We start from the raw sequence: 21,540 nt of genomic DNA, 5'->3' as shown, positions 1-21,540 counted from the left end.
TATGAGGAGACCGATGAGTCGGATACGTCATGTCCGCGGTTCCCGTCTCGCCCTCGCCGGTGTGGCCGTCACCGGCACCACCGCCCTGCTGGCCGCCGTTCTCTCCCCTGCCGCCGGCGCGGCGGACCGGCCGACCAGGTCGAGCGCGATCGAGGACGCGGAGGCGGTGCTCGCGGACCGGGCCGGAGCCCTGGGCCTCACCCCGGCCCAGGAGACGGAGGTCCGGGACGTCGTCGTCGACGAGGACGGCACCCGGCACGTCCGCTACGACCGTACCTACCACCGGCTCCCGGTCCTCGGCGGCGACTTCGTGCTCCACCTCGGCCCGAACGGCACCTACCGCGACACGAGCCGCGCGACGAAGTCCGCGCTCTCCCTGGCCAGCGTCACCCCGACGGTGCCCGCCCCCGAGGCAGCCGGCCTCGCGGCGAACCTGCTGCGCGCCGCGCACCTCGGCGAGACCCTGAAGAAGCTGACCGCAAAGCCGCGGCTGGTCGTCGACGCCCTGCACGGCGCCCCGAAGCTGGCCTGGCAGACCGACGCGGTGGCACACGACGAACGCGGCAACCCGGTCGGGCGCACCGTGCTGACCGACGCGACGACCGGCGCCCGGATCGACGCCTGGGACTCCATGGAATCGGCCTCGGGCGACGGCAAGTCCCTCTACGGCGGCACGGTCCCGCTGGAGACGACGGCGTCCGGCTCGTCGTACCAGCTCAAGGACGCGACGCGCGGCGGCACGTACACCGGCGACGCCGAGAACAAGACGGACAAGTGCCTGCTGACCGTCTGCCTGACCCGCGCTCCCGCGACGCTCTTCACGGACGCCGACAACCAGTGGGGGACGGGCGCGACCGCCGACCGGTCCACGGTGGCGGTGGACGCCCAGTACGGTACGGACGTCACCTGGGACTACTACAAGAAGGTCCACGGCCGCAGCGGCATCGCCGGCGACGGCAAAGGGTCCTTCAACCGCGTCCACTACGGCAAGGACTACAACAACGCCTTCTGGGACGACACCTGCTTCTGCATGACGTACGGCGACGGCGACGGCAAGCTCATGGGCCCGCTGGTGTCGCTGGACGTCGCCGGGCACGAGATGTCCCACGGCGTCACGTCGAAGACGGCGGCACTGACGTACTCGGGCGAGTCCGGCGGCCTGAACGAGGCCACGTCGGACATCTTCGGCACGCTGGTGGAGTTCCACGCGGCCAACGCCGAGGACCGGGGCGACTGGCTCATCGGAGAGAAGGTCGTCCGCTCCGGCCTCGGCCGCGAGGCCCTGCGCTTCATGGACAAGCCGTCCAAGGACGGGAAGTCGGCGGACTGCTGGAGCGAGAAACTCGCCGACCTCGACGTGCACTACTCCTCCGGCGTCGGCAACCACTTCGCCTACCTGCTCGCGGAGGGCAGCGGCAAGAAGACCCTCAACGGCGTCGCCTACAACTCGCCGACCTGCGACGGCTCCACGGTGACCGGCATCGGCCGGGCCAAGCTGGGCAGGATCTGGTACCGCGCGCTGACCGTCTACATGACGTCCTCGACCGACTACGCGGACGCGCGCACGGCGACCCTGAGCGCGGCGAAGGACCTCTACGGCGGCGACAGCACCGAGCAGAAGGCGGTGGCGGCGGCCTGGAAGGCGGTCGCGGTGAGCTGACCGCTACGGCCGGACCGCCTCCAGCCGCACCGCGCACGCCTTGAACTCCGGCATCCGGGAGGTCGGGTCGAGCGCCGGGTTGGTGAGGGTGTTGGCGCGGCCCTCGCCCGGCCAGTGGAAGGGCATGAAGACGGTGTCGGGGCGGATGGCGCTCGTGATCCTCGCGGGCGCCACGGCCCGGCCCCGCCGCGACACGACGGCCACCGGGTCCCCCTCGGCCGCCCCGAGCCGGGCCGCCAGCCGGGGATGCAGCTCCACGAACGGCCCGGGCGCGGCGGCGTTCAGCTCCGCCACGCGCCGGGTCTGCGCCCCGGACTGGTACTGCGCCACGACCCGGCCGGTGGTCAGCAGCACGGGGTACTCCTCGTCGGGCTCCTCGGCGGTCGCCCGGTGCGAGACGGGGACGAACCGGGCCCGGCCGTCGGGAGTGGCGAAGCGGTCGAGGAAGAGGCGGGGCGTGCCCGGGTGCACGGCCGGTGCCTCCCCGCCGGGAAGGACCTCCTCGCCCGCGTCGGCCGCCTCCACCGCCGCCGGACAGGGCCAGAACACCCCGTTCTCCTCGGCCAGCCTCCGGTACGTGATCCCCGAGTAGTCCGCCGGCCCACCCGCCGACGCCCGGCGCAGCTCCTCGAAGACCTCCTCCGGGTCGGTCGGGAAGCCCTTCTCCACACCGAGGCGGGCGGCGAGTTCGTGCATCACCTCGAGGTCGCTGCGGATGCCGTCCGGCGGGGTGATCGCCCGCCGCCGCAGCAGCACCCTGCCCTCCAGGTTCGTCGTCGTGCCCGTCTCCTCGGCCCACTGGGTGACCGGCAGGACCACGTCCGCGAGCGCCGCCGTCTCCGACAGCACCACGTCACAGACCGCCAGGAAGTCCAGTGACCTGATGCGCTCCTCGATGTGCGCGGCACGCGGCGCCGACACCACCGGGTTGGACGCCATCAGCAGCAGCGACCTGATGTCGGTGCCCAGCGCGTCCAGCAGCTCGTACGCACTGCGCCCCGGGCCGGGCAGGCTGTCCGGGTCGACACCCCACACCTCGGCGACGTGGGCCCGCGCGGCCGGGTCGTCGAGCTTGCGGTAGCCCGGCAACTGGTCGGCCTTCTGCCCGTGTTCGCGCCCGCCCTGCCCGTTGCCCTGGCCGGTCAGACAGCCGTACCCGGACAGCGGGCGGCCCGCCCGGCCGGTCGCCAGGCACAGGTTGATCCACGCGCCCACCGTGTCCGTGCCCTTGGACTGCTGCTCGGGCCCCCGGGCGGTGAGCACCATCGCCGACTCCGGCTCGCAGAACAGCCGCACGGTCTCGCGCAGTTGAGGAACGGACACCCCCGTGATCCGCTCCACGTACTCCGGCCAGTGCGCCATCGCCGCGGCCCGGGCCTCCTCCCAGCCGGCCGTGCGCTCCCTGACGTACTCCTCGTCCACCCGCCCCTCGGCGATCACCAGGTGCAGCAGACCCAGGGCGAGGGCCAGATCCGTGCCCGGCCGGGGCGCCAGGTGCAGGTCCGCCTGCTCGGCCGTCTTCGTGCGGCGCGGGTCGATGACGACCAGCGTGCCGCCGTTCTCCCTCAGCTCGGTGAAGAACCGCAGTGACGGCGGCATGGTCTCCGCGAGGTTCGACCCGACGAGGATCACGCAGCCGGATTTCGGGATGTCCTCCAGCGGGAAGGGCAGCCCGCGGTCCAGACCGAACGCCTTGATGCCGGCGGCCGCCGCCGACGACATGCAGAAACGCCCGTTGTAGTCGATCTGGGAGGTGCCGAGCACGACCCGCGCGAACTTGCCGAGCGTGTACGCCTTCTCGTTCGTCAGCCCGCCCCCGCCGAACACCCCGACCGCGTCCGGACCGTGCTCCGCGCGCGTGCGGCCCAGCCCCGTCGCGATCCGGTCCAGCGCCTCCTCCCAGGAGGCGGGCACCAGCGAGCCGCCCTCGTCGCGCACCAACGGGGAGCTCAGACGCACGCCCGGCGCGAGCACCGCCGCGGCCGTACGGCCCTTGCCGCACAGGGCGCCGCGGTTCACCGGGAAGTCCGCGCGCTCGCTCACCTCGACGGTCCCGTCCGGCACGGGGGTCAGGTTCATCCCGCACTGCAGGGCGCAGTACGGACAGTGCGTGGGCGTCACGGAGCTCTGCATACCGTTCAGCGTGCGTCGGCCGTGTTACGCCCGGGACGGTTCCCTGTTACGCGGCCGGGACGGCAACCTCCCCGCCACCGCCCGGCCCGCGTGAGGCACACGCCTGCCCACCTTCAGGTCGTCGCCGACCGGCACGGACGTTGCCTGTGGGACGGGAATCGCCCCATGTGGCTCATTGCCTTCCTTTCTTGGCCGATCCGGCCTCGTTGAGTGTTGAAGCAACAGCACTACGCTCTCGCTACGCGCAGCGCTCGCACGACTCCGCACGGCGTTCGACCCCGGGCATGCCCGCCATTCACGGCTGCATCCACCCGCGGCACCCCCGCGGGTGGCAATCCGACCTCGAAACAGCCAGGAGGCCACCCGATCATGCCTCTGCGCCACTTGACCCCCCACGACCAGCAGCTCTTCCGGCAGTACGGCCGAGGCCCCACCGTCCCCGTCCCCGACCCGCTCCTGCACCACGCCGTCGCCCGGCACGCCGCGGCCACCCCGCACGCCGTGGCCGCCGAACACCAGGGCGCCCGCATCACCTACGGCGAGCTCGACCGGTACGCCGGCGCCCTCGCCGCCCGCCTGGTCCGCGAGGGCGTCCGCCCCGGCGACCACGTCGGCCTGTTCGTCCGCCGCTCGATCCCGATGCTGGTCGGCCTGCTCGGCATCCTGAAGGCCGGCGCCGCCTACGTCCCGCAGGACATCGGCCTCGCGCCCCCGGCCCAGCTCACCCACGTCATCCGCACCGCCCGGACCCGGATCGTCCTCACGGTCGCCGAGCACGCCCACCGCGTGCCCCTGCCGGACGGCCATCTGCTGCTCCCGCTCGACGAACCGCTGCCCCACGCCCCGGCCCCACGCGTCCGCGTCACCGGCGACGACGGCTGCTACGTCCTGTTCACCTCCGGCACCACCGGCCGCCCCAACGGCGTGAAGGTCACCCACCGCAACGTCGCCAACCTCCTGCTCACCGCCCCGGGCGGTCTCGGCGTCCGGCCCGGCGACCGCGTCGCCCAGCTCCTCAACATCGCCTTCGACATGGCCGCCTGGGAGATCCTCGGCTGCCTCGCCCAGGGCGGCACACTCGTCATCCGCGGCAAGGACCTCGCCGCTGCGGCCCGCACGGCGGACGTGCTCGTCGCGACCCCGACCGTGCTGTCCGGCCTCGACCCCGCCGCCTGCCCACGGGTGCGCACGGTCGCCGTCGCGGGGGAGCCCTGCCCGCGCCCGCTGGCCGACCGGTGGGCCCGGCAGGCCGCCTTCTTCAACTGCTGCGGCCCGACGGAGACGACGATCGTCAACACGATGAGCCGCCACGACCCGTCCGCCCCGCTGCTCACCATCGGCCGCCCCACCCCCAACAACACGGTCTACGTCCTCGACGCCGACCGCCGCCCCCTGCCGATCGGCGAGGTGGGCGAGATGTGGGCCGGCGGCGACTGCGTCTCCGCCGGCTACCTCGGCGACGACGCCCTCAACGCCGAGCGCTACGCCCCCGACCCGTTCCTGGGCGGCGGCCACCGCATGTTCCGCACCCGCGACCTCGGCCGCTGGACCCCCGGTGGTGAGCTGGAGCACCTCGGCCGTACCGACGACCAGGTCAAGGTGCGCGGCTTCCGCGTCGAGCTGGACTCCGTCTCCTCGGTCCTGGAGTCGGCCGCCGGCTGCGCCCGGGCCGTCACCCTGAAACGCGACGCCCGCACCCTGGTCTCCTTCGTCTGCCCGGCGGACGTCGACCCGGACGCGGCACGCCGGGCCGTCGCGGACGCCCTGCCGTACTACTGCGTCCCCGAGCGGATCCTGCCGCTGGCCTTCCTCCCCGAGACCGACCGCGGCAAGGTCGACAAACAGGCGCTGCTGCGCATGATCGAGGAGCGCGTGGCGGTGGCGCGATGACCACGTCCCCTCCCCGCAGCCAGCAGGCGACCGGCGGGCTCCCGCCGCTTCTCCCGGGCCCCCGCCGCCTGCTCAAGCACCCCCGCCTGATGCACTACAACCGGCTGGCGGCCCTGGTCCTGCTGGCCAACGCGGTCTTCGCCTGGGCCTGTTGGCCCCTGGCCACACCCACCCTCGGGCACGCGGCCCTCGCCAACCTCGCCCTCGCCGTCGTCGTACGCCAGCAGTACGTGATCAACTTCCTCTTCCGGCTGGCGACTTCGGCGCCGACGCACTGGCCGCTGAGGGTCCGCTGGACGCTCGGCAAGGTCTACCACTTCGGCGGACTGCACGTCGGCGGGGCGCTGGCGGGCACGGCCTGGTTCCTCGCGCTGACGATCACGACACCGAGCGGCCCTCCGATGACCGTCGGCTGGGCCCTGATCGCCCTCCTCGCACTCGTCATCGCCACCGCACTGCCACCCTTCCGCTCCCGCCACCACGACCACTTCGAGAAGATCCACCGCTTCGGCGGCTGGGCCGCCCTGGCCCTGTTCTGGACGCACACGCTGCTGTCGTCGCCGGGCCCCTGGGAGGTCGGCGTGCTCACGGTGGTCACCTTCAGCGTCGCCCTGCCCTGGCTGCGGCTGCGCAAGGTGGACGTCCGCCTCGAACGCCCCTCCTCCCACGTCGTGCTGGCCCGCTTCGACCACGGCGAGACCCCTTTCGCGGGCTCGTCCACGGCGATCAGCCGCAGCCCGCTGAAGGAATGGCACTCCTTCGCCAACGTCCCCGCCCCCGGCGAGCCGGGCTTCCGGCTGACCATCTCCCGGGCCGGCGACTGGACCGGCTCCTTCATCGACGACCTGCCCGCAAAAGTGTGGGTCAAGGGCATCACCACCGCCGGCGTCGCCAACATCGAGGTCCTCTTCACCAAGGTGGTCTACGTCGCCACCGGCAGCGGCATCGGCCCCTGCCTGCCCCACCTGCTCGCCGCCCAGGTGCCCTCCCGGCTGGTCTGGGCGACCCGCGACCCCCGCGCGACCTACGGCGACGCCCTGGTCGACGAGATCCTCGCCGTCCAGCCGCACGCCCTGATCTGGGACACCTCCCGGCACGGCAAGCCCGACATGGTGCGCCTCGCCCACGACGCCTACCGGGACTTCGGCGCCGAGGCGGTCATCTGCATCTCCAACAAGAAGCTGACCTGGCAGGTGGTCCACGGCCTGGAGCGGCGGGGGATTCCCGCGTACGGCGCGATCTGGGACTCGTAGAAGGGCATGTCGATGAACAACCTGAAGCTGGAGCGGGACGGCCGGGTGGTGACCGTACGTCTGCACCGCCCGCACGTACGCAACGCGCTCAGCTCGGAGCTGCTGTCCGAACTCCTCGACGTTCTGCGCCCGTTGGACACGGACCCCGAGGTGGGCTGTTTCGTCGTCACCGGCTCGGACACGGTCTTCGCCGCGGGCGCCGACATCAAGGAGATGGCCGGGAAGTCGGCCGTCGACATGGCGGCCGAGGACTACTTCGCCGCCTGGGAGGAGTTCGCCGACCTCCGCACCCCGAAGATCGCCGCCGTCAACGGCATGGCCCTGGGCGGTGGCTGCGAGCTGGCGATGATGTGCGATCTGGTCGTCGCGGGGGAGTCTGCGGTCTTCGGCCAGCCCGAGATCAAGCTGGGCGTGATTCCCGGCATCGGCGGCACCCAGCGGCTGACCCGTCTCATCGGCCGGGCCAAGACCATGGACCTGGTCCTCACCGGCCGCACGATGGACGCACGGGAGGCTGGACGCTGCGGTCTCGTCTCCCGCGTGGTCCCGGACGACCGGGTCCTGCCAGAGGCCCTCGAAGCGGCGACGGCGATCGCCTCCTACGGCCGCGCGGCGGTCAGGGCCGCCCGCGAGTGCGTCGACCGGGCCCTGGAAACCGGCCTGCGCGACGGCGTCCGCTTCGAACGCCGCGTCTTCCACGCCCTGTTCGCCACCGACGACCAGAAGGAGGGGATGACGGCGTTCCTGGAGAAGCGCCCCCCGCGCTTCCAGGGACGCTGACGCGGACCCGATTACGGGAGAGGGTCTTGGGCTGTCGCCAAGGCCCTCTCCACACCCGGCTCCCGCGGCCCGAGGAACCGCGGGTCCGGCCGGAAGGCCGCGTCCAGCGCGGCCTTCCCGGCGGCGAGGATCTCCCGGGCGCCCCCGTAGTACCAGGTCGCGTCGTGCACGGCGTCCACCCCGACCCCGTACGAGGTGACCCCCGCCGCCTCGCACAGCGCCACCGCCCGCCGGATGTGGAAGCCCTGGCTGATCAGCACCGCCTCGTCCACCCCGAAGATCTTCTTCGCGCGCACGCAGGAGTCCCAGGTGTCGAACCCCGCGTAGTCGCTGACGATCCGCCCGTCGGGCACACCGTGCCGCGTCAGGTACACGCGCATCGCGTCCGGCTCGTCGTAGTCCTCGCGGCTGTTGTCCCCGGTGACGAGCACCACCTTCACCCGCCCCTCCCGGTACAGCCTCGCCGCCGCGTCGAGCCGGTGCGCGAGATAAGGCGAGGGCTCCCCGTCCCACAGCCCGGCACCGAACACCACGGCCACATCGGTACGCGGCACATCCGCCGCCGTACGCAGCCGGTCACCCGCCACGGTGTACATCCACGTCGCCGGGAGCAGCGCGAGCACGCACCCGGCCATCACGGCCTGCACCAGCCGCCGCTGCCCCCGCCGGGTACGCGGCGGCCGCGGTCTGCGGAACGTCACTCGACGCATCGGACGGTCCCTCCCCAGGTCGGCCCCTCGACAGTCAGGGACGTCCTCCCGGGCCGCCCGGTTCATCCCCAGCCACGTGACCAGCTTCACCTCCTTCACGGAAACCGCAGGTCACACCACCTCACACACCCCCTGCCCGGCATCGTGAAGCGCTGGAAAACACCCGTGACGCCCATGCAACGGGAAGGCAACGTGGCGCCGCGACCATCGGTGCATGCCCCGTCAGCTCAGCCTCGTCCCGCCGCCCGCACCGCGCCGCCCGGCCCCGCCCGCCCTGGTGGTCGTGGCCCACGGCAGCCGCGACCCCCACGCGCTGAGCACCGTGAACGCGCTTCTCGACCGGGTCCGGGCCCTGCGCCCCGACGTGCCGGTGCACCTGGGCCACATCGAACTCAACGCCCCCCTGCTCCCGGACACGCTCGCCGCCCTCGGAGACACGGAGGCGGTCCTCGTCCCCCTGCTCCTCAGCCGCGGCTACCACGTCAAGCAGGACATCCCCGAGCTGGCCGCGGCCTGCGGGGCCCACACCCACCTGGCGGCACCCCTGGGCCCCCACCCCCTCCTGGTGGACGCCCTCCAGGCCCGCCTGCTGGAGGCCGGTTGGGGCGCGACACCCCGCCGCACCAGCGCGGTGGTCCTCGCCGCGGCGGGCTCCCGCGACCCGGACGCGAAAACGGACACCGCCCGCACGGCCCACCTCCTGGCCGCCCGCCTCGGTGTCCCCGTCATCCCGGCCTACGCCTCGGCCGCGACCCCCACGGTCCAGACCGCGGTCCGCACCCTCCTGGCGAGGGGCCGCCGCCACATAGCCCTCGCGTCCTACTTCACGGCCCCGGGCCGCTTCGCCACGGAGTGCGCCCAGGCGGCCCCATGGGTGGCAGCGGCCCCCCTCGGCACCCACCCGTCGATGGCCCAGCTCGTCCTCCACCGCTACGAGGAGGCTTTGGCAACGTCGACCGCTGCCCGGCAACTGGCCTCGGCGTGATGACTTGAGGGGCGCGGGGCCGTACTGATCCGCGGCTCCGCCGCGTGGGCGCGATCAGCCACAATCCACCCGCACACGCCCGAAATCAGAACCCGGCACCCGCATGGGCGCTTACTGTCGAGCCATGGACGGCACCGCACAAACCCCCACCGCCTACGACCCGACGTCCGTCGACCGCTGGGCCCCGGAACCCGACAAACGCCCCGGCCGTACCGCCTTCCAACGCGACCGGGCCCGGGTCCTGCACAGCTCCGCCCTGAGAAGACTCGCCGGAAAAACCCAAGTGGTGACGCCCGGCACCCGGGGCCCCGCCTGGGACGCCAGCCCCCGCACCCGCCTCACCCACTCCCTCGAATGCGCCCAGGTCGGCCGCGAGCTGGGCGCGGCCCTCGGCTGCGACCCGGACCTCGTGGAAGCCGCCTGCCTCTCCCACGACCTCGGCCACCCGCCCTTCGGCCACAACGGCGAACAGGCCCTCAACGAGTTCGCGGCCGACTGCGGCGGCTTCGAGGGCAACGCCCAGTCCCTCAGACTCCTCACCCGCATCGAGCCCAAACGGTTCACCCCGGAGGGCTCCGTCGGCCTCAACCTCACCCGCGCCGCCCTCGACGCCGCCACCAAGTACCCCTGGCCCCGCGGCGCCCACCCCACCGACCCGGCTTCCAACAAGTTCGGCGTCTACGACGACGACCGCCCGGTCTTCGACTGGCTCCGCAAGGACGCCCCCGGCACCCGCACCTGCTTCGAGGCGCAGGTCATGGACTGGTCCGACGACGTGGCCTACTCGGTGCACGACGTGGAGGACGGCCTGCACGCGGGCCACATCGACCCGAACTGCCTGCACGCCGAGCCCGAACGCCGGGACGTCTTCGAGGTCGCCCGCGGCCGGTACGTGCCCGCCGACACCGACCCCGCCGAGCTCGCGGAGGCCCTGGACCGGCTCCTCGCCCAGGAGTGGTGGCCGCACGGCTACGACGGCACCGCCGTCGCCCAGGCCCGCCTCAAGGACGCCACCAGCCAGCTCATCGGCCGCTTCTGCCTGGCCGCCGAGACCGCGACCCGCAGCGCGTACGGCGCCGGGCGGCTCACCAGGTACGCCGCCGAACTGGTCGTCCCGCGCGAGGCCCGGACGGAGTGCGCCGTCCTCAAGGCCGTCGCCGACCTCTACGTCATGCAGCGCGCCGAGCAGGAGCGGCTGCGCGCCGACCAGCGGATCGTCGTCGCCGAACTGGCCGAGGCGTTCACCGCCCGCGCCCCGGACGGCCTGGACCCCCAGTTCCGTGCCCTGTTCGACCAGGCGGCGGACGACCGGGCGCGCAAGCGGGTGATCGTCGACCAGATCGCCTCCCTCACCGACACCTCCGCCCGCTCGCTTCACGCCCGTCTGACGGGGCAGGGATCACACTGACGCGACGGGCGGGGCGCGGGCACCCCCGAATGTGACCCTCCGTGGCCTGATCGGGTCACTCCCTCTTCCCGCATCACGCTCCGTGCGGGACGCTCGCAAGTGGCGACATCCGCTGTGTTTTCCGGGGAGACATCCCCGGACCCCCGTAGGAGGCATCAAGTGGTCGACGCGGATCAGACATTCGTCATCGTCGGAGGCGGACTGGCCGGCGCCAAGGCGGCCGAGACGCTCCGCGCGGAGGGCTTCACCGGCCGCGTGATACTGATCTGCGACGAACGCGACCACCCCTACGAGCGCCCGCCCCTGTCCAAGGGCTACCTCCTCGGCAAGGAGGAACGCGACAGCGTCTTCGTGCACGAACCCTCCTGGTACGCGGCCAACGACATCGAACTCCACCTCGGCCAGACCGTCGACCGAATCGACCGTACGGCGAAGACGGTCCGCTTCGGCGAGGACGGCACCGTCTCCCGCTACGACAAGCTGCTCCTGGCGACCGGCGCCGAGCCGCGCCGCCTCGACATCCCGGGCACGGACCTGGCCGGCGTGCACCACCTGCGCCGCCTCGCCCACGCCGAGCGCCTCAAGCACGTCCTGACCAACCTCGGCCGGGACAACGGTCACCTCGTCATCGCCGGTGCCGGCTGGATCGGCCTGGAGGTCGCGGCGGCGGCCCGCGAGTACGGCGCGGAGGTCACGGTCGTCGAGCACGGGCCGACCCCGCTGCACGGCGTGCTCGGACCGGAGCTCGGCGGGCTCTTCGCCGACCTGCACCGTGAGCACGGGGTGCGTTTCCGCTTCGGCAGGCGGCTGACGGAGATCGTCGGCCAGGACGGCATGGTCCTCGCGGCCCGCACGGACGACGGGGAGGAACACCCGGCGCACGACGTCCTGGCGGCGATCGGCGCGGCCCCGCGCACCCATCTCGCGGAGGCGGCCGGCCTGGAGATCGCCGACCGGGCCCACGGCGGCGGCATCGTCGTCGACGAGCGGCTGCGCACCTCCGACCCGGACGTCTACGCGGCCGGCGACGTCGTCTCCTTCCCGCACGCCCTCTTCGGCACGCGCGTGCGCGTCGAGCACTGGGCCAACGCCCTCAACGGGGGCCCGGCGGCCGCGCGCTCCATGCTGGGCCGTGACATGACGTACGACCGGGTGCCCTACTTCTTCTCCGACCAGTACGACCTGGGCATGGAGTACTCGGGCTGGGCGCCCCCGGGCAGCTACGACCAGGTGGTGATCCGCGGCGACGCCGGGAAGCGGGAGTTCATCGCGTTCTGGGTGAAGGACGGCCGGGTGCTGGCCGGGATGAACGTGAATGTGTGGGACGTCACGGACACGATCCAGCGCCTGATCCGATCGAGGGCCCAGGTGGACACGGAGTCGCTGGCAGACCCGCACGTGCCGCTGGACAGCCTCGTCCCCTAGCCGTCAGGACTGTCGGTCCGGCCCCGTAGACTCGCCTCGTGGCAGGACGGATCAACGACGAGGACGTGAAGGCGGTACGGGACGCGGTCCCGATCGACGCCGTGGTGTCCGAGTACCTCCAGCTGCGCAACGCCGGTGGCGGCAACCTGAAGGGCCTGTGCCCCTTCCACGACGAGAAGTCCCCGTCCTTCCAGGTCAGCCCGAGCAAGGGGTTCTTCCACTGCTTCGGCTGCCAGGAGGGCGGCGACACCATCACGTTCGTGATGAAGATCGACCACCTCTCCTTCTCGGAGGCGGTCGAGCGCCTGGCCGGCCAGGCGGGCATCACCCTGCGCTACGAGGAGGGCGGCTACAACCCCTCCCACCAGCGCGGTGAGCGCATCCGCCTGGTCGAGGCCCACAAGATCGCCGCCGACTGGTACGGGGAACAGCTCGCGACCAGCCCGGAGGCCGACACCGGCCGCCAGTTCCTCGCCGAGCGCGGCTTCGACCAGGCCGCCGCCCAGCACTTCTCCGTCGGCTACAGCCCCCAGGGCTGGGACCACCTCACACGCTTTCTGCGCGGCAAGGGCTTCACCGACAAGGAGCTGATCCTCTCCGGCCTCTCCCAGGAGGGCCGCCGCGGCCCCATCGACCGCTTCCGCGGCCGCCTGATGTGGCCGATCCGCGACATCGGCGGCGACGTCGTCGGCTTCGGCGCCCGCAAGCTCTACGAGGCGGACAACGGCCCGAAGTACCTGAACACGCCCGACACGGCGATCTACAAGAAGTCCCAGGTCCTCTACGGCATCGACCTGGCGAAGAAGGACATCGCCAAGGCGTCCCGCGCGGTCGTCGTCGAGGGCTACACGGACGTCATGGCCTGCCACCTCGCCGGTGTGACGACCGCCATCGCCACCTGCGGCACCGCCTTCGGCGGCGACCACATCAAGATCCTCCGCCGGCTGCTCATGGACAACGGCTCGGCCCGGGTCATCTTCACCTTCGACGGCGACGCCGCCGGCCAGAAGGCGGCCCTGCGCGCCTTCGAGGACGACCAGAAGTTCGCCGCCGAGACGTACATCGCCATCGCCCCGGACGGCATGGACCCCTGCGACCTGCGTCTCGCCAAGGGCGACGAGGCCGTCGCGGACCTGGTCGAACCCCGCACCCCGCTCTTCGAGTTTGCGCTGCGCCAGATCGTGAGCCGCTACGACCTCGACACCCCGGCGGGCCGCGCGTCCGCGCTGGACGAGGCCGCCCCGGTCGTCGCCCGTATCAAGAACAGCGGCGCCCAGCACGAGGTCGCCGTCCAGCTCGCCGGCATGCTCGGCATCCTCGACACCCAGTTCGTGGTCAAGCGCGTGGCCCAGCTGGCCCGCTGGGCCCGCGACCGCGGCGGCAAGGGCCCGGCCCCGGAGCGGCACCACCAGGGGCAGCAGTACGCCGGCCCGCCCCAGCCGGCCGCCTCCCGCGGCCCGGCCCTCAACCTCCGCAACCCCGTTTTCGCCACTGAGCGGGAACTCCTCAAACTCGCCCTGCAGCGACCCGAGTTGGTCTCCCCGGCGTTCGACGCGTACGGCGTGGACGAGTTCACCGCCCCGCCCTACGCCGCCGTCCGCCAGGCCATCCAGGACGCCGGTGGCGCCGAACTGGGCGTCGCCGACCCTCAGGACTACCTGGTCAAGGTCCGCGAGGCCGCCCCGGACGACGCGGTCCGCGCCATGGTGACGGAACTGGCCGTCGAGGCGATCATGCTGCACAAGGGGGTGAAGGGCGTCGACGAGGTCTACGCGGGCGCCCAGTTGGTGACCGTCCGCCGCCGGGCCGTCGAGCGCCGTATCCGCGACATCACGGGCCGGCTCACCCGCCTCGGCACCCACGGCGACCCGGCCCAGCTCGCCGCCGTGCAGAACGAGCTGTGGGTCCTCCAGCAGTACGACCAGACCCTGAGGGAGCACGGCGCCGCCGCGCTCTGAGGTCACCGCGCGGTCACGGACCGGAAGCAAAAAGTCATCGCACGCCCCTCGTGGCGACGATGTGTCTTACCCCACACTGGGTTCCGGTGCCTGAGTCCTCGGAGCGCGGCCGATCCGTCACCGACGGGTCCCGGACCCCCGCGGTTCCGCTCATCGCGTACGGGACGGAAAGCGGCGAGGCCGTCGACTCCGCCCCCGAAGTACCGCTGCCGTCCTCCCTGGCAGCGATCATCCTGGAGGTCGCCCCCGTGCAGACCCGGACCCTCACCCAGACCGACGCCGGTGCCGCCCCCGGCGCCGACGGGACCGCGCCGGACGCGGAGGACGACGCCCTGTCCGCGGTTCCGGCGCAGAGCCGCGCCGTGCACCACCCCGAGTCGGAACCGGAGCCGGAGGAGCTACCTGCCGAGGCCATCGAGCCGGCCGAGGCCCCCGAAGCCGTCGCACCCCCGCCGGTCCGCGCCGAGAGCGGCAGCCCCTCCTCGGACCTGTTCCGCCAGTACCTGCGGGAGATCGGCCGCATCCCCCTGCTGACCGCCGCCGAGGAGGTCGAACTCGCCCGCCGTGTCGAGGCCGGCCTGTTCGCGGAGGAGAAGCTGCGGCTCACCCCCGACCTGGACAGCCAGCTCGCCCTGGACCTGGACCGGCTCGTCGTCATGGGCCGCATGGCCAAGCGCCGCCTCATCGAGGCGAACCTGCGCCTGGTCGTCTCGGTCGCCAAGCGCTACGTCGGCCGCGGCCTGACCATGCTCGACCTGGTCCAGGAGGGCAACCTCGGCCTGATCCGGGCGGTCGAGAAGTTCGACTACGCCCGCGGCTACAAGTTCTCCACGTACGCCACCTGGTGGATCCGCCAGGCCATGTCCCGCGCCCTGGCCGACCAGGCCCGCACGATAAGGGTCCCGGTCCATGTCGTGGAGCTCATCAACCGGGTCGTCCGCGTCCAGCGCCGCATGCTCCAGGAGCGGGGCTACGAGCCGACACCGGAGGAGGTCGCAGCCCACCTGGACCTGGCGCCGGAGCGGGTCAGCGAGGTCCTGCGCCTCGCCCAGGAGCCGGTGTCGCTGCATGCGCCCGTCGGCGAGGAGGACGACGTCGCCCTCGGCGACCTGATCGAGGACGGCGACGCGGCCTCTCCGGTGGAGTCGGCGGCGTTCCTGCTGCTCAGGGAGCACCTGGAGGCGGTCCTGTCCACCCTGGGGGAGCGGGAGCGGAAGGTCGTCCAACTCCGCTACGGGCTGGCGGACGGCCGCCCCCGCACCCTGGAGGAGATCGGCCGCATCTTCGGCGTGACGCGGGAACGGATACGGCAGATCGAGTCCAAGACTCTCAACAAGTTGCGGGACCACGCGTTCGCGGATCAGCTGAGGGGCTATCTGGACTGATGCCGTCCGCGGGCCGGCGGGGGCCGGTCGTGCTGTTCCCCGCGTCCCTGAAAGGGAGTCAGCTGCACGTACTCGAGCGGGGAACTGCGGACCGGCCGCGACTCAGTCGACCTCGGCCACCGCCTGCGCGAACTGTGCCTTGTACAGCCGCGCGTAGGCCCCGTCCGCCGCGAGCAGCTCCCCGTGCGTCCCCTGCTCCACGATGGACCCGTTCTCCATCACGAGGATCGCGTCCGCGTCCCGGATCGTGGAGAGCCGGTGGGCGATGACGAACGACGTACGCCCGTGCGCCAGTTTGGCCATCGCCTTCTGGATCAGCACCTCGGTACGGGTGTCGACCGAGCTGGTCGCCTCGTCCAGCACCAGGATCACCGGGTCGGACAGGAACGCCCGGGCGATCGTGATCAGCTGCTTCTCACCGGCGCTGACCCCGCTCCCCTCGTCGTCGATCACGGTGTCGTACCCGTCAGGCAGCGTCCGGACGAACCGGTCCGCGTGCGCCGCCCGGGCCGCCTCCTCGATCTCCCCGCGGGTGACCTCCCGGGAGGCGCCGTACGCGATGTTCTCCGCGATCGTGCCGCCGAACAGCCACGTGTCCTGCAGCACCATGCCGATCCCGGCCCGCAGTTCGTCCCGGGACATCCGCGCGATGTCGACCCCGTCGAGGGTGATGCGCCCGCCGGTGACGTCGTAGAACCGCATCAGCAGGTTCACCAGCGTCGTCTTGCCGGCGCCCGTCGGGCCCACGATGGCGACCGTCTGGCCGGGCTCGACCTTCAGCGACAGATCCTCTATGAGCGGCCTGTCGGGGTCGTAGCGGAAGGCCACCTGCTCCAGCGCCACGTGCCCGCGCAGTTCCTCGGGCCGTACGCCCGGCACCGGGTCGGCACTCTGCTCCTCCGCGTCGAGCAGCTCGAAGACCCGCTCCGCCGAGGCGACGCCCGACTGCACCAGGTTCGCCATGGACGCGACCTGTGTCAGCGGCATCGAGAACTGCCGTGAGTACTGGATGAAGGCCTGCACATCGCCGATGGACAGCGAGCCCGAGGCGACCCGCAGCCCGCCGACCACCGCGACCAGCACGTAGTTGAGATTCGACACGAAGAACATCAGCGGCTGCATGAGACCGCTGTTGAACTGCGCCTTGAACCCCGCCTCGTACAGCGCGTCGTTCTGCTCGGCGAACTGCTGCGCCGACTCCTCCTGCCGCCCGAACACCTTCACCAGGGTGTGCCCGGTGTACATCTCCTCGATGTGCGCGTTCAGCGTGCCCGTGGAGCGCCACTGCTGCACGAAGTGCGGCTGCGACCGCTTGCCGACGCGCGTGGCGATGACGAACGACAGCGGCACGGTCACCAGCGCGACCAGCGCGAGGATCCAGGAGACGTAGAACATCATCGCGAGGACGCCGATGATGGTCAGCACCGAGTTGATGAGCTGCCCCATCGACTGCTGGAGCGTCTGCCCGATGTTGTCGATGTCGTTGGTCGCCCGGGACAGCACCTCGCCGCGCTGGCGCTGGTCGAAGTACGACAGCGGCAGCCGCGACAGCTTCGTCTGCACGTTCTCCCGCATCCGGAACATGGTGCGGTTCACGGCCCGGTTCACCAGCCGCGTCCCCACCGCCATCAGCAGCCCGGCCACCGCGAACACGCCCAGCGCCAGCAGCAGCACATGCCCTACGGCCGTGAAGTCGATGCCCTCGCCCGGGGTGAAGTCGGTACTGCGCAGCATGTCGGCGACGTCGCCGTCCCCGCGCTGCCGCATGGAGTCGAGGACCTGCTCCTTGCTCGCCCCCTCCGGCATGTCCCGCCCGACGATGCCCGCGAAGACCAGGTCGGTGGCCTGGCCGAGGATCTTCGGCCCGACGACGTTGAGGCCGACGCTGAGCACCACGCACAGCAGCAGCACGCAGAGGGTGATCCGCTCCGGCCGGAACTGCGCGACGAGCCGCTTGCCCGACCCCTTGAAGTCGAGCGAGCGCTGGTCGGGGCCGCCCCCGGCCATCATCCGCCCCATGGGCCCCGCCATCAGGCAGCCTCCGCTTCCGTGAGCTGGGAGAGCACGATCTCCCGGTAGGTCTCGTTGTCCGCCATCAGCTCGTGGTGCCGGCCGGTGCCGACGACCCGGCCCTCGTCGAGGACGACGATCCGGTCGGCGTCCCGGATGGTCGACACCCGCTGGGCGACGATCACCACGGTCGCCTCGGAGGTCTCGCGCGTGAGCGCGGCCCGCAGGGCGGCGTCCGTGGCGTAGTCGAGCGCGGAGAAGGAGTCGTCGAAGAGGTAGATCTCGGGCCGCTGCACCAGCGTCCGGGCGATCGCGAGCCGCTGCCGCTGCCCGCCGGAGACGTTCGTCCCGCCCTGCGCGATCGGCGAGTCGAGCCCGCCCTCCAGCCCTTCGACGAAGTCCTTGGCCTGCGCCACCTCCAGCGCGTGCCACAGCTCCTCGTCGGTGGCGTCCGGATTGCCGTAGCGCAGGTTGGTCGCCACGGTCCCCGCGAACAGGTACGGCTTCTGCGGCACCAGCCCGACGGTCTTCGCGAGCAGCTTCGGCTCGATCTCCGCGACCTCGACACCGTCGACGAGCACCTCCCCGTCGGTGGCGTCGAACAGCCGCGGCACCAGCCCGAGCAGGGTGGACTTGCCGCTGCCGGTCGAGCCGATGACGGCCGTCGTCTCGCCCGGCCGGGCCACCAGGTCGACGGCCCGCAGCACCGGCTCCTCGGCACCCGGATAGCGGAAACCCGCCCCGCGGATCTCCAGATGCCCGTGCCGGCGCAGCTCCCGCACCGGCGCCGACGGCGGCACGACGCTCGACGAGGTGTCCAGCACCTCCTGGATGCGCTCGGCGCACACCTCCGCGCGCGGCACCATCATGAACATGAAGGTGGCCATCATCACGGACATGACGATCTGCATCAGATAGGCCAGGAACGCGGTCAGGTCACCGATCTGCATCCCGCCGCTGTCGATCCGGTGCGCGCCGAACCACACCACGGCGATCGACGACAGGTTCACCACCGTCATCACGATCGGGAACATCAGCGCGAGCAGATTGCCGGTGCCCAGCGCGAAGTCGGTGAGATCGGTGTTCGCCCTCCGGAAGCGCTGCTGCTCGTACTCGTCCCGGACGAAGGCGCGGATCACCCGGTTGCCGGTGATCTGCTCGCGCAGCACCCGGTTCACCGCGTCCAGCCGCTCCTGCATCGCCCGGAACAGCGGCCGCAGCCGCCGCACGATCAACGTCACGCAGATGCCCAGCACCGGCACGACCGCCACCAGCACCCCGGACAGGGGCACATCCAGTCCGAGCGCCAGCACGATGCCACCCACGCACATGATCGGCGCCGACACCAGCAGCGTGAACGTCATCAGCGTCAGCATCTGCACCTGTTGGACGTCGTTCGTCGTCCGGGTGATCAGCGACGGCGCCCCGAAGTGACCGACCTCACGCGCGGAGAACGACTGCACCCGGTCGAACACGGACGCCCGCAGGTCCCGGCCGACCGCCGCCGCCGTACGGGCGCCGTAGTACACGGCGCCGATGTTGCACACGACCTGGATCAGCGAGATGCCGATCATCAGACCGCCGTAGCCCAGGATGTAGCCGGTATCGCCGTTCACGACCCCTTGGTCGATGATGTCCGCGTTCAGCGTGGGGAGATAGAGCGTGGCGCAGGTCTGCAGGAACTGCAGCAGTACCAGCAGGGCGATGGGTCTCTTGTAGGGCCTGAGATAGGTCCGCAGAAGTCGTATGAGCACGCTGCTTCTCTCGGAGTGGGCGACAGGGCGGATGGTTGCCCCTGGCCCCCATCGTCGGACACTCCACCGGCGTTACCTCAACCGAATTAACCCAACAGGCGGTCAAGAGGGTCAGAGGGCTCCGGGATGCGTCTGCTCCCGCACCGCCACGAACTGCTGCCGCACCGCCTGCCCCACGGCCAGCTCGTCGCCGGGCTCCAGCACCTGCGCCACCGCGCCCTGCCAGGCCGGCGGGGTGCGCACGTCGAGCGTGCCCTGCGACGCCCCGAGCGCCCAGGCCGCCTGGCGGGCCGCGCCGATCGCCGCGTAGTCCGCGGGCTGCGGCACCACGACCTGCGTCCCGAACAGCGACGGCGCCGCCGCCTGCACGGCGGGCAGTTCGGCCGCCGGCCCGAGCAGGAACACCCGCCGCACGTCCACGCCCCGGCCGCGCAGCACGTCCAGCGCGTCCGCGAGTCCGCACAGCATGCCCTCGAACGCGGCCCGCGCCAGGTGCTCCGCCTTCATCGACTCGCGCCGGAGCCCGGCCAGGGTCCCCGCGGTATGCGGCAGGTTCGGCGTCCGCTCGCCCTCCAGATAGGGGAGCATCACCAGCCCGTGCGACCCGGGCGTGGACTTCATGGCCAGGTCGGACAGGCTCTCCAGATCGGGCAGCCCCAGCAGCTCGGCAGCCCCGCGCAGCGTCCGTACGGCGTTCAGCGTGGTGACGACGGGCAGGTGCATGCCGGTCGCGTCCGCGAGCGCGGTGATCATCCCCGACCCGTCCACCAGCGCCTCGGGGTGCACGGCCATCACGGACCCGGACGCGCCCAGTGACACCACCGCGTCGCCGAGGCCGATGCCCAGCCCGAACGCGGCCGCCATGGTCTCGCCGGTGCCTATGGAGATCAGCAGCCCCTCCGGCGTCGTACCGGCCGCGTCCGCCGGGCCGATCACCTCCGGCAGCATCACCTGGTGCCCGAGCGCCAGCTCGACGAGGTCGGGCCGGTAGCCACCCGTCGCCGCCGACCAGTAACCGGTGCCGGACGCCCCGCCCCGGTCGGTGGTTCTGCGCACCGGCCGGCCCAGCAGCTGCCACACCAGCCAGTCGTGCGCCTGGAGGAGGATCGCGGTGCGCTGCGCGTTCTCCGGTTCGGTCCGGGCCAGCCAGCGCAGTTTCGTGATCGGCTGCGCGGCCTGCGGCACACAGCCCACCGCCTGCGCCCACGCCGCGCGCCCGCCGAGCGCGTCGACCAGATCGGCCGCGGCGACCTGCGTCCGCTTGTCGCCGCCCACCATCGCCGGCCGCACGGTGTTGCCCTGCGCGTCCAGCGGCACGACGGCGTTCTGCTGCGCCGAGACGCCGATCGCCTGCACGCCCTCGAGCAGTCCGCCGCCCGCGGCCTCGCCCAGGGAGAGCAGCCAGGCCTGCGGATCGACGTCCGACGGCCGGCCGCCGCCCTCGGGGCTCTCCACCGGATGCGGTGCATATCCCTGCCTGAGCACGGCTCCGGAGTCCGTGTCACAGACGACGATCCGAGTGAAATCGGGTGAACTGTCCAACCCGGCGACTATCCCCATGGCCAAAATTCTGCCGTACGCTCCGCTCGGGTCGAGCCGTGGGCGCCGTGGATCCCGGCGCCGGGGCGCGGGTGCGGGGTTCGTCGTGGCTGGTCGCGCAGTTCCCCGCGCCCCCCGAGGGACGTGGCCGTACCCGGCACGAGAAGGAACTGTTACGTGTTGGTCGTGCCCCAGTCGTCCTCGCCGCCGTTGTGGGTGGCCCGCTCCCGCAGGTGGCGGACCCGGTCGGCCACCGAGTCGGGCATGCGGTCGCCGACCTTGTCGCTGACGACGTGGTACGCCTTGCCCGCGAACTCGCGGCCCTGGTGTGCCGCCGTCTCGGCGGTGTTGCGGACCGCGGGGTTCTGAGCGAACTGCCGGGCTGATTTCTTCAGCTGCTCGTAGCGCTCGCGCCCGGCCCTCGTGCCCAGCACGTAACCCAGGACGACTCCGGCGACGAACGTGAGCCGGTAACGCATGGCGGCCACCCTTTCCTTGCATAGGTCTCCGGTGCGGCGTCGGTGCCGGGGAGTACCGATTGGCGGAGCACCCCCCTGCTTGCGCTAATGTATGTGTCGCAGCGGACGCGCGCCCCCTGGCGAATACCCAGGTAGGTGCGTTCGATGCACAACGAGACCTTCCTCGGTAGC

The 21,540-nt window shown here is 72.0% G+C and carries 15 protein-coding genes; 9 read left to right on the top strand and 6 right to left on the bottom strand.

From position 1 onward, the window contains the following. Nucleotides 1-13: 13 nt before the first annotated feature. Nucleotides 14-1,660 carry a M4 family metallopeptidase gene (locus tag ACFU3E_RS21530; RefSeq protein WP_384160416.1) on the top strand — a complete coding sequence of 549 codons (1,647 nt, stop codon included), beginning with the start codon at nucleotides 14-16 and terminating at the stop codon, nucleotides 1,658-1,660. 3 nt (nucleotides 1,661-1,663) lie between these two features. On the opposite strand, the gene ACFU3E_RS21525 is transcribed toward ACFU3E_RS21530, so the two are convergent. Continuing rightward, on the bottom strand, nucleotides 1,664-3,793 hold the full coding sequence (locus tag ACFU3E_RS21525) for a molybdopterin oxidoreductase family protein (protein ID WP_384160413.1): 2,130 nt from the start codon (nucleotides 3,791-3,793) through the stop codon (nucleotides 1,664-1,666). A gap of 369 nt (nucleotides 3,794-4,162) precedes the next feature. Between ACFU3E_RS21525 and ACFU3E_RS21520 the strand changes: the two genes are divergently transcribed. From ACFU3E_RS21520 to ACFU3E_RS21510, 3 genes are read left to right on the top strand one after another with little or no spacing between them, the layout of a single operon-like run. After that, a complete protein-coding gene (locus ACFU3E_RS21520) occupies nucleotides 4,163-5,683 on the top strand; it encodes an amino acid adenylation domain-containing protein (RefSeq protein WP_384160410.1) in 1,521 nt (506 codons plus the stop codon). Beyond that, nucleotides 5,680-6,936: a hypothetical protein gene (locus tag ACFU3E_RS21515; RefSeq protein WP_384160407.1), complete on the top strand. Its 1,257-nt coding sequence runs from the start codon at nucleotides 5,680-5,682 to the stop codon at nucleotides 6,934-6,936. Before ACFU3E_RS21520 ends, ACFU3E_RS21515 begins: the two co-directional genes overlap by 4 nt. 12 nt (nucleotides 6,937-6,948) lie before the next feature. Next, nucleotides 6,949-7,716 carry an enoyl-CoA hydratase-related protein gene (locus ACFU3E_RS21510; RefSeq protein WP_384160404.1) on the top strand — a complete coding sequence of 256 codons (768 nt, stop codon included), beginning with the start codon at nucleotides 6,949-6,951 and terminating at the stop codon, nucleotides 7,714-7,716. 11 nt (nucleotides 7,717-7,727) lie between these two features. Here ACFU3E_RS21510 and ACFU3E_RS21505 read toward each other — a convergent pair whose 3' ends face one another. After that, nucleotides 7,728-8,426: a vancomycin high temperature exclusion protein gene (locus ACFU3E_RS21505; RefSeq protein WP_384160401.1), complete on the bottom strand. Its 699-nt coding sequence runs from the start codon at nucleotides 8,424-8,426 to the stop codon at nucleotides 7,728-7,730. A gap of 214 nt (nucleotides 8,427-8,640) precedes the next feature. Between ACFU3E_RS21505 and ACFU3E_RS21500 the strand changes: the two genes are divergently transcribed. From ACFU3E_RS21500 to ACFU3E_RS21480, 5 genes are all read left to right on the top strand, one after another. After that, nucleotides 8,641-9,411, top strand: coding sequence for a sirohydrochlorin chelatase (locus tag ACFU3E_RS21500; protein WP_384160398.1), 771 nt, complete (start codon nucleotides 8,641-8,643; stop codon nucleotides 9,409-9,411). A 124-nt stretch (nucleotides 9,412-9,535) separates the two neighbouring features. Next, nucleotides 9,536-10,819 (top strand): deoxyguanosinetriphosphate triphosphohydrolase, encoded by a 1,284-nt coding sequence (locus tag ACFU3E_RS21495; protein ID WP_384160395.1) that lies wholly within the window; start codon nucleotides 9,536-9,538, stop codon nucleotides 10,817-10,819. A gap of 159 nt (nucleotides 10,820-10,978) precedes the next feature. After that, nucleotides 10,979-12,244, top strand: a complete 1,266-nt coding sequence (locus ACFU3E_RS21490) for an NAD(P)/FAD-dependent oxidoreductase (protein ID WP_384160392.1) — start codon at nucleotides 10,979-10,981, stop codon at nucleotides 12,242-12,244. A gap of 38 nt (nucleotides 12,245-12,282) precedes the next feature. Then, nucleotides 12,283-14,202, top strand: a complete 1,920-nt coding sequence (dnaG, locus tag ACFU3E_RS21485; protein ID WP_384160389.1) for a DNA primase — start codon at nucleotides 12,283-12,285, stop codon at nucleotides 14,200-14,202. Between the two features lie 86 nt (nucleotides 14,203-14,288). Further along, nucleotides 14,289-15,587: a sigma-70 family RNA polymerase sigma factor gene (locus ACFU3E_RS21480; protein ID WP_384160386.1), complete on the top strand. Its 1,299-nt coding sequence runs from the start codon at nucleotides 14,289-14,291 to the stop codon at nucleotides 15,585-15,587. A 102-nt stretch (nucleotides 15,588-15,689) separates the two neighbouring features. Here ACFU3E_RS21480 and ACFU3E_RS21475 read toward each other — a convergent pair whose 3' ends face one another. The 4 genes from ACFU3E_RS21475 to ACFU3E_RS21460 all read right to left on the bottom strand — a co-directional run bounded on the left by ACFU3E_RS21475 (nucleotide 15,690) and on the right by ACFU3E_RS21460 (nucleotide 21,369). Continuing rightward, nucleotides 15,690-17,618 carry an ABC transporter ATP-binding protein gene (locus tag ACFU3E_RS21475; RefSeq protein WP_384160383.1) on the bottom strand — a complete coding sequence of 643 codons (1,929 nt, stop codon included), beginning with the start codon at nucleotides 17,616-17,618 and terminating at the stop codon, nucleotides 15,690-15,692. Beyond that, nucleotides 17,618-19,351, bottom strand: a complete 1,734-nt coding sequence (locus ACFU3E_RS21470; protein WP_384160380.1) for an ABC transporter ATP-binding protein — start codon at nucleotides 19,349-19,351, stop codon at nucleotides 17,618-17,620. Before ACFU3E_RS21470 ends, ACFU3E_RS21475 begins: the two co-directional genes overlap by 1 nt. A gap of 111 nt (nucleotides 19,352-19,462) precedes the next feature. Further along, on the bottom strand, nucleotides 19,463-20,911 hold the full coding sequence (locus ACFU3E_RS21465; protein ID WP_384160377.1) for an FGGY-family carbohydrate kinase: 1,449 nt from the start codon (nucleotides 20,909-20,911) through the stop codon (nucleotides 19,463-19,465). A 152-nt stretch (nucleotides 20,912-21,063) separates the two neighbouring features. Then, the gene (locus ACFU3E_RS21460) at nucleotides 21,064-21,369 is read right to left on the bottom strand and encodes a YtxH domain-containing protein (protein WP_248500641.1); all 306 of its coding nucleotides are present in this window, start codon (nucleotides 21,367-21,369) and stop codon (nucleotides 21,064-21,066) included. Nucleotides 21,370-21,540 lie beyond the last annotated feature (171 nt).

Source organism: Streptomyces sp. NPDC057424 (assembly GCF_042803315.1).
Lineage (GTDB): Bacteria > Actinomycetota > Actinomycetes > Streptomycetales > Streptomycetaceae > Streptomyces.
Note: the sequence above shows the minus strand (reverse complement) of the source record. Positions and strands in the feature narration are given on the sequence as shown.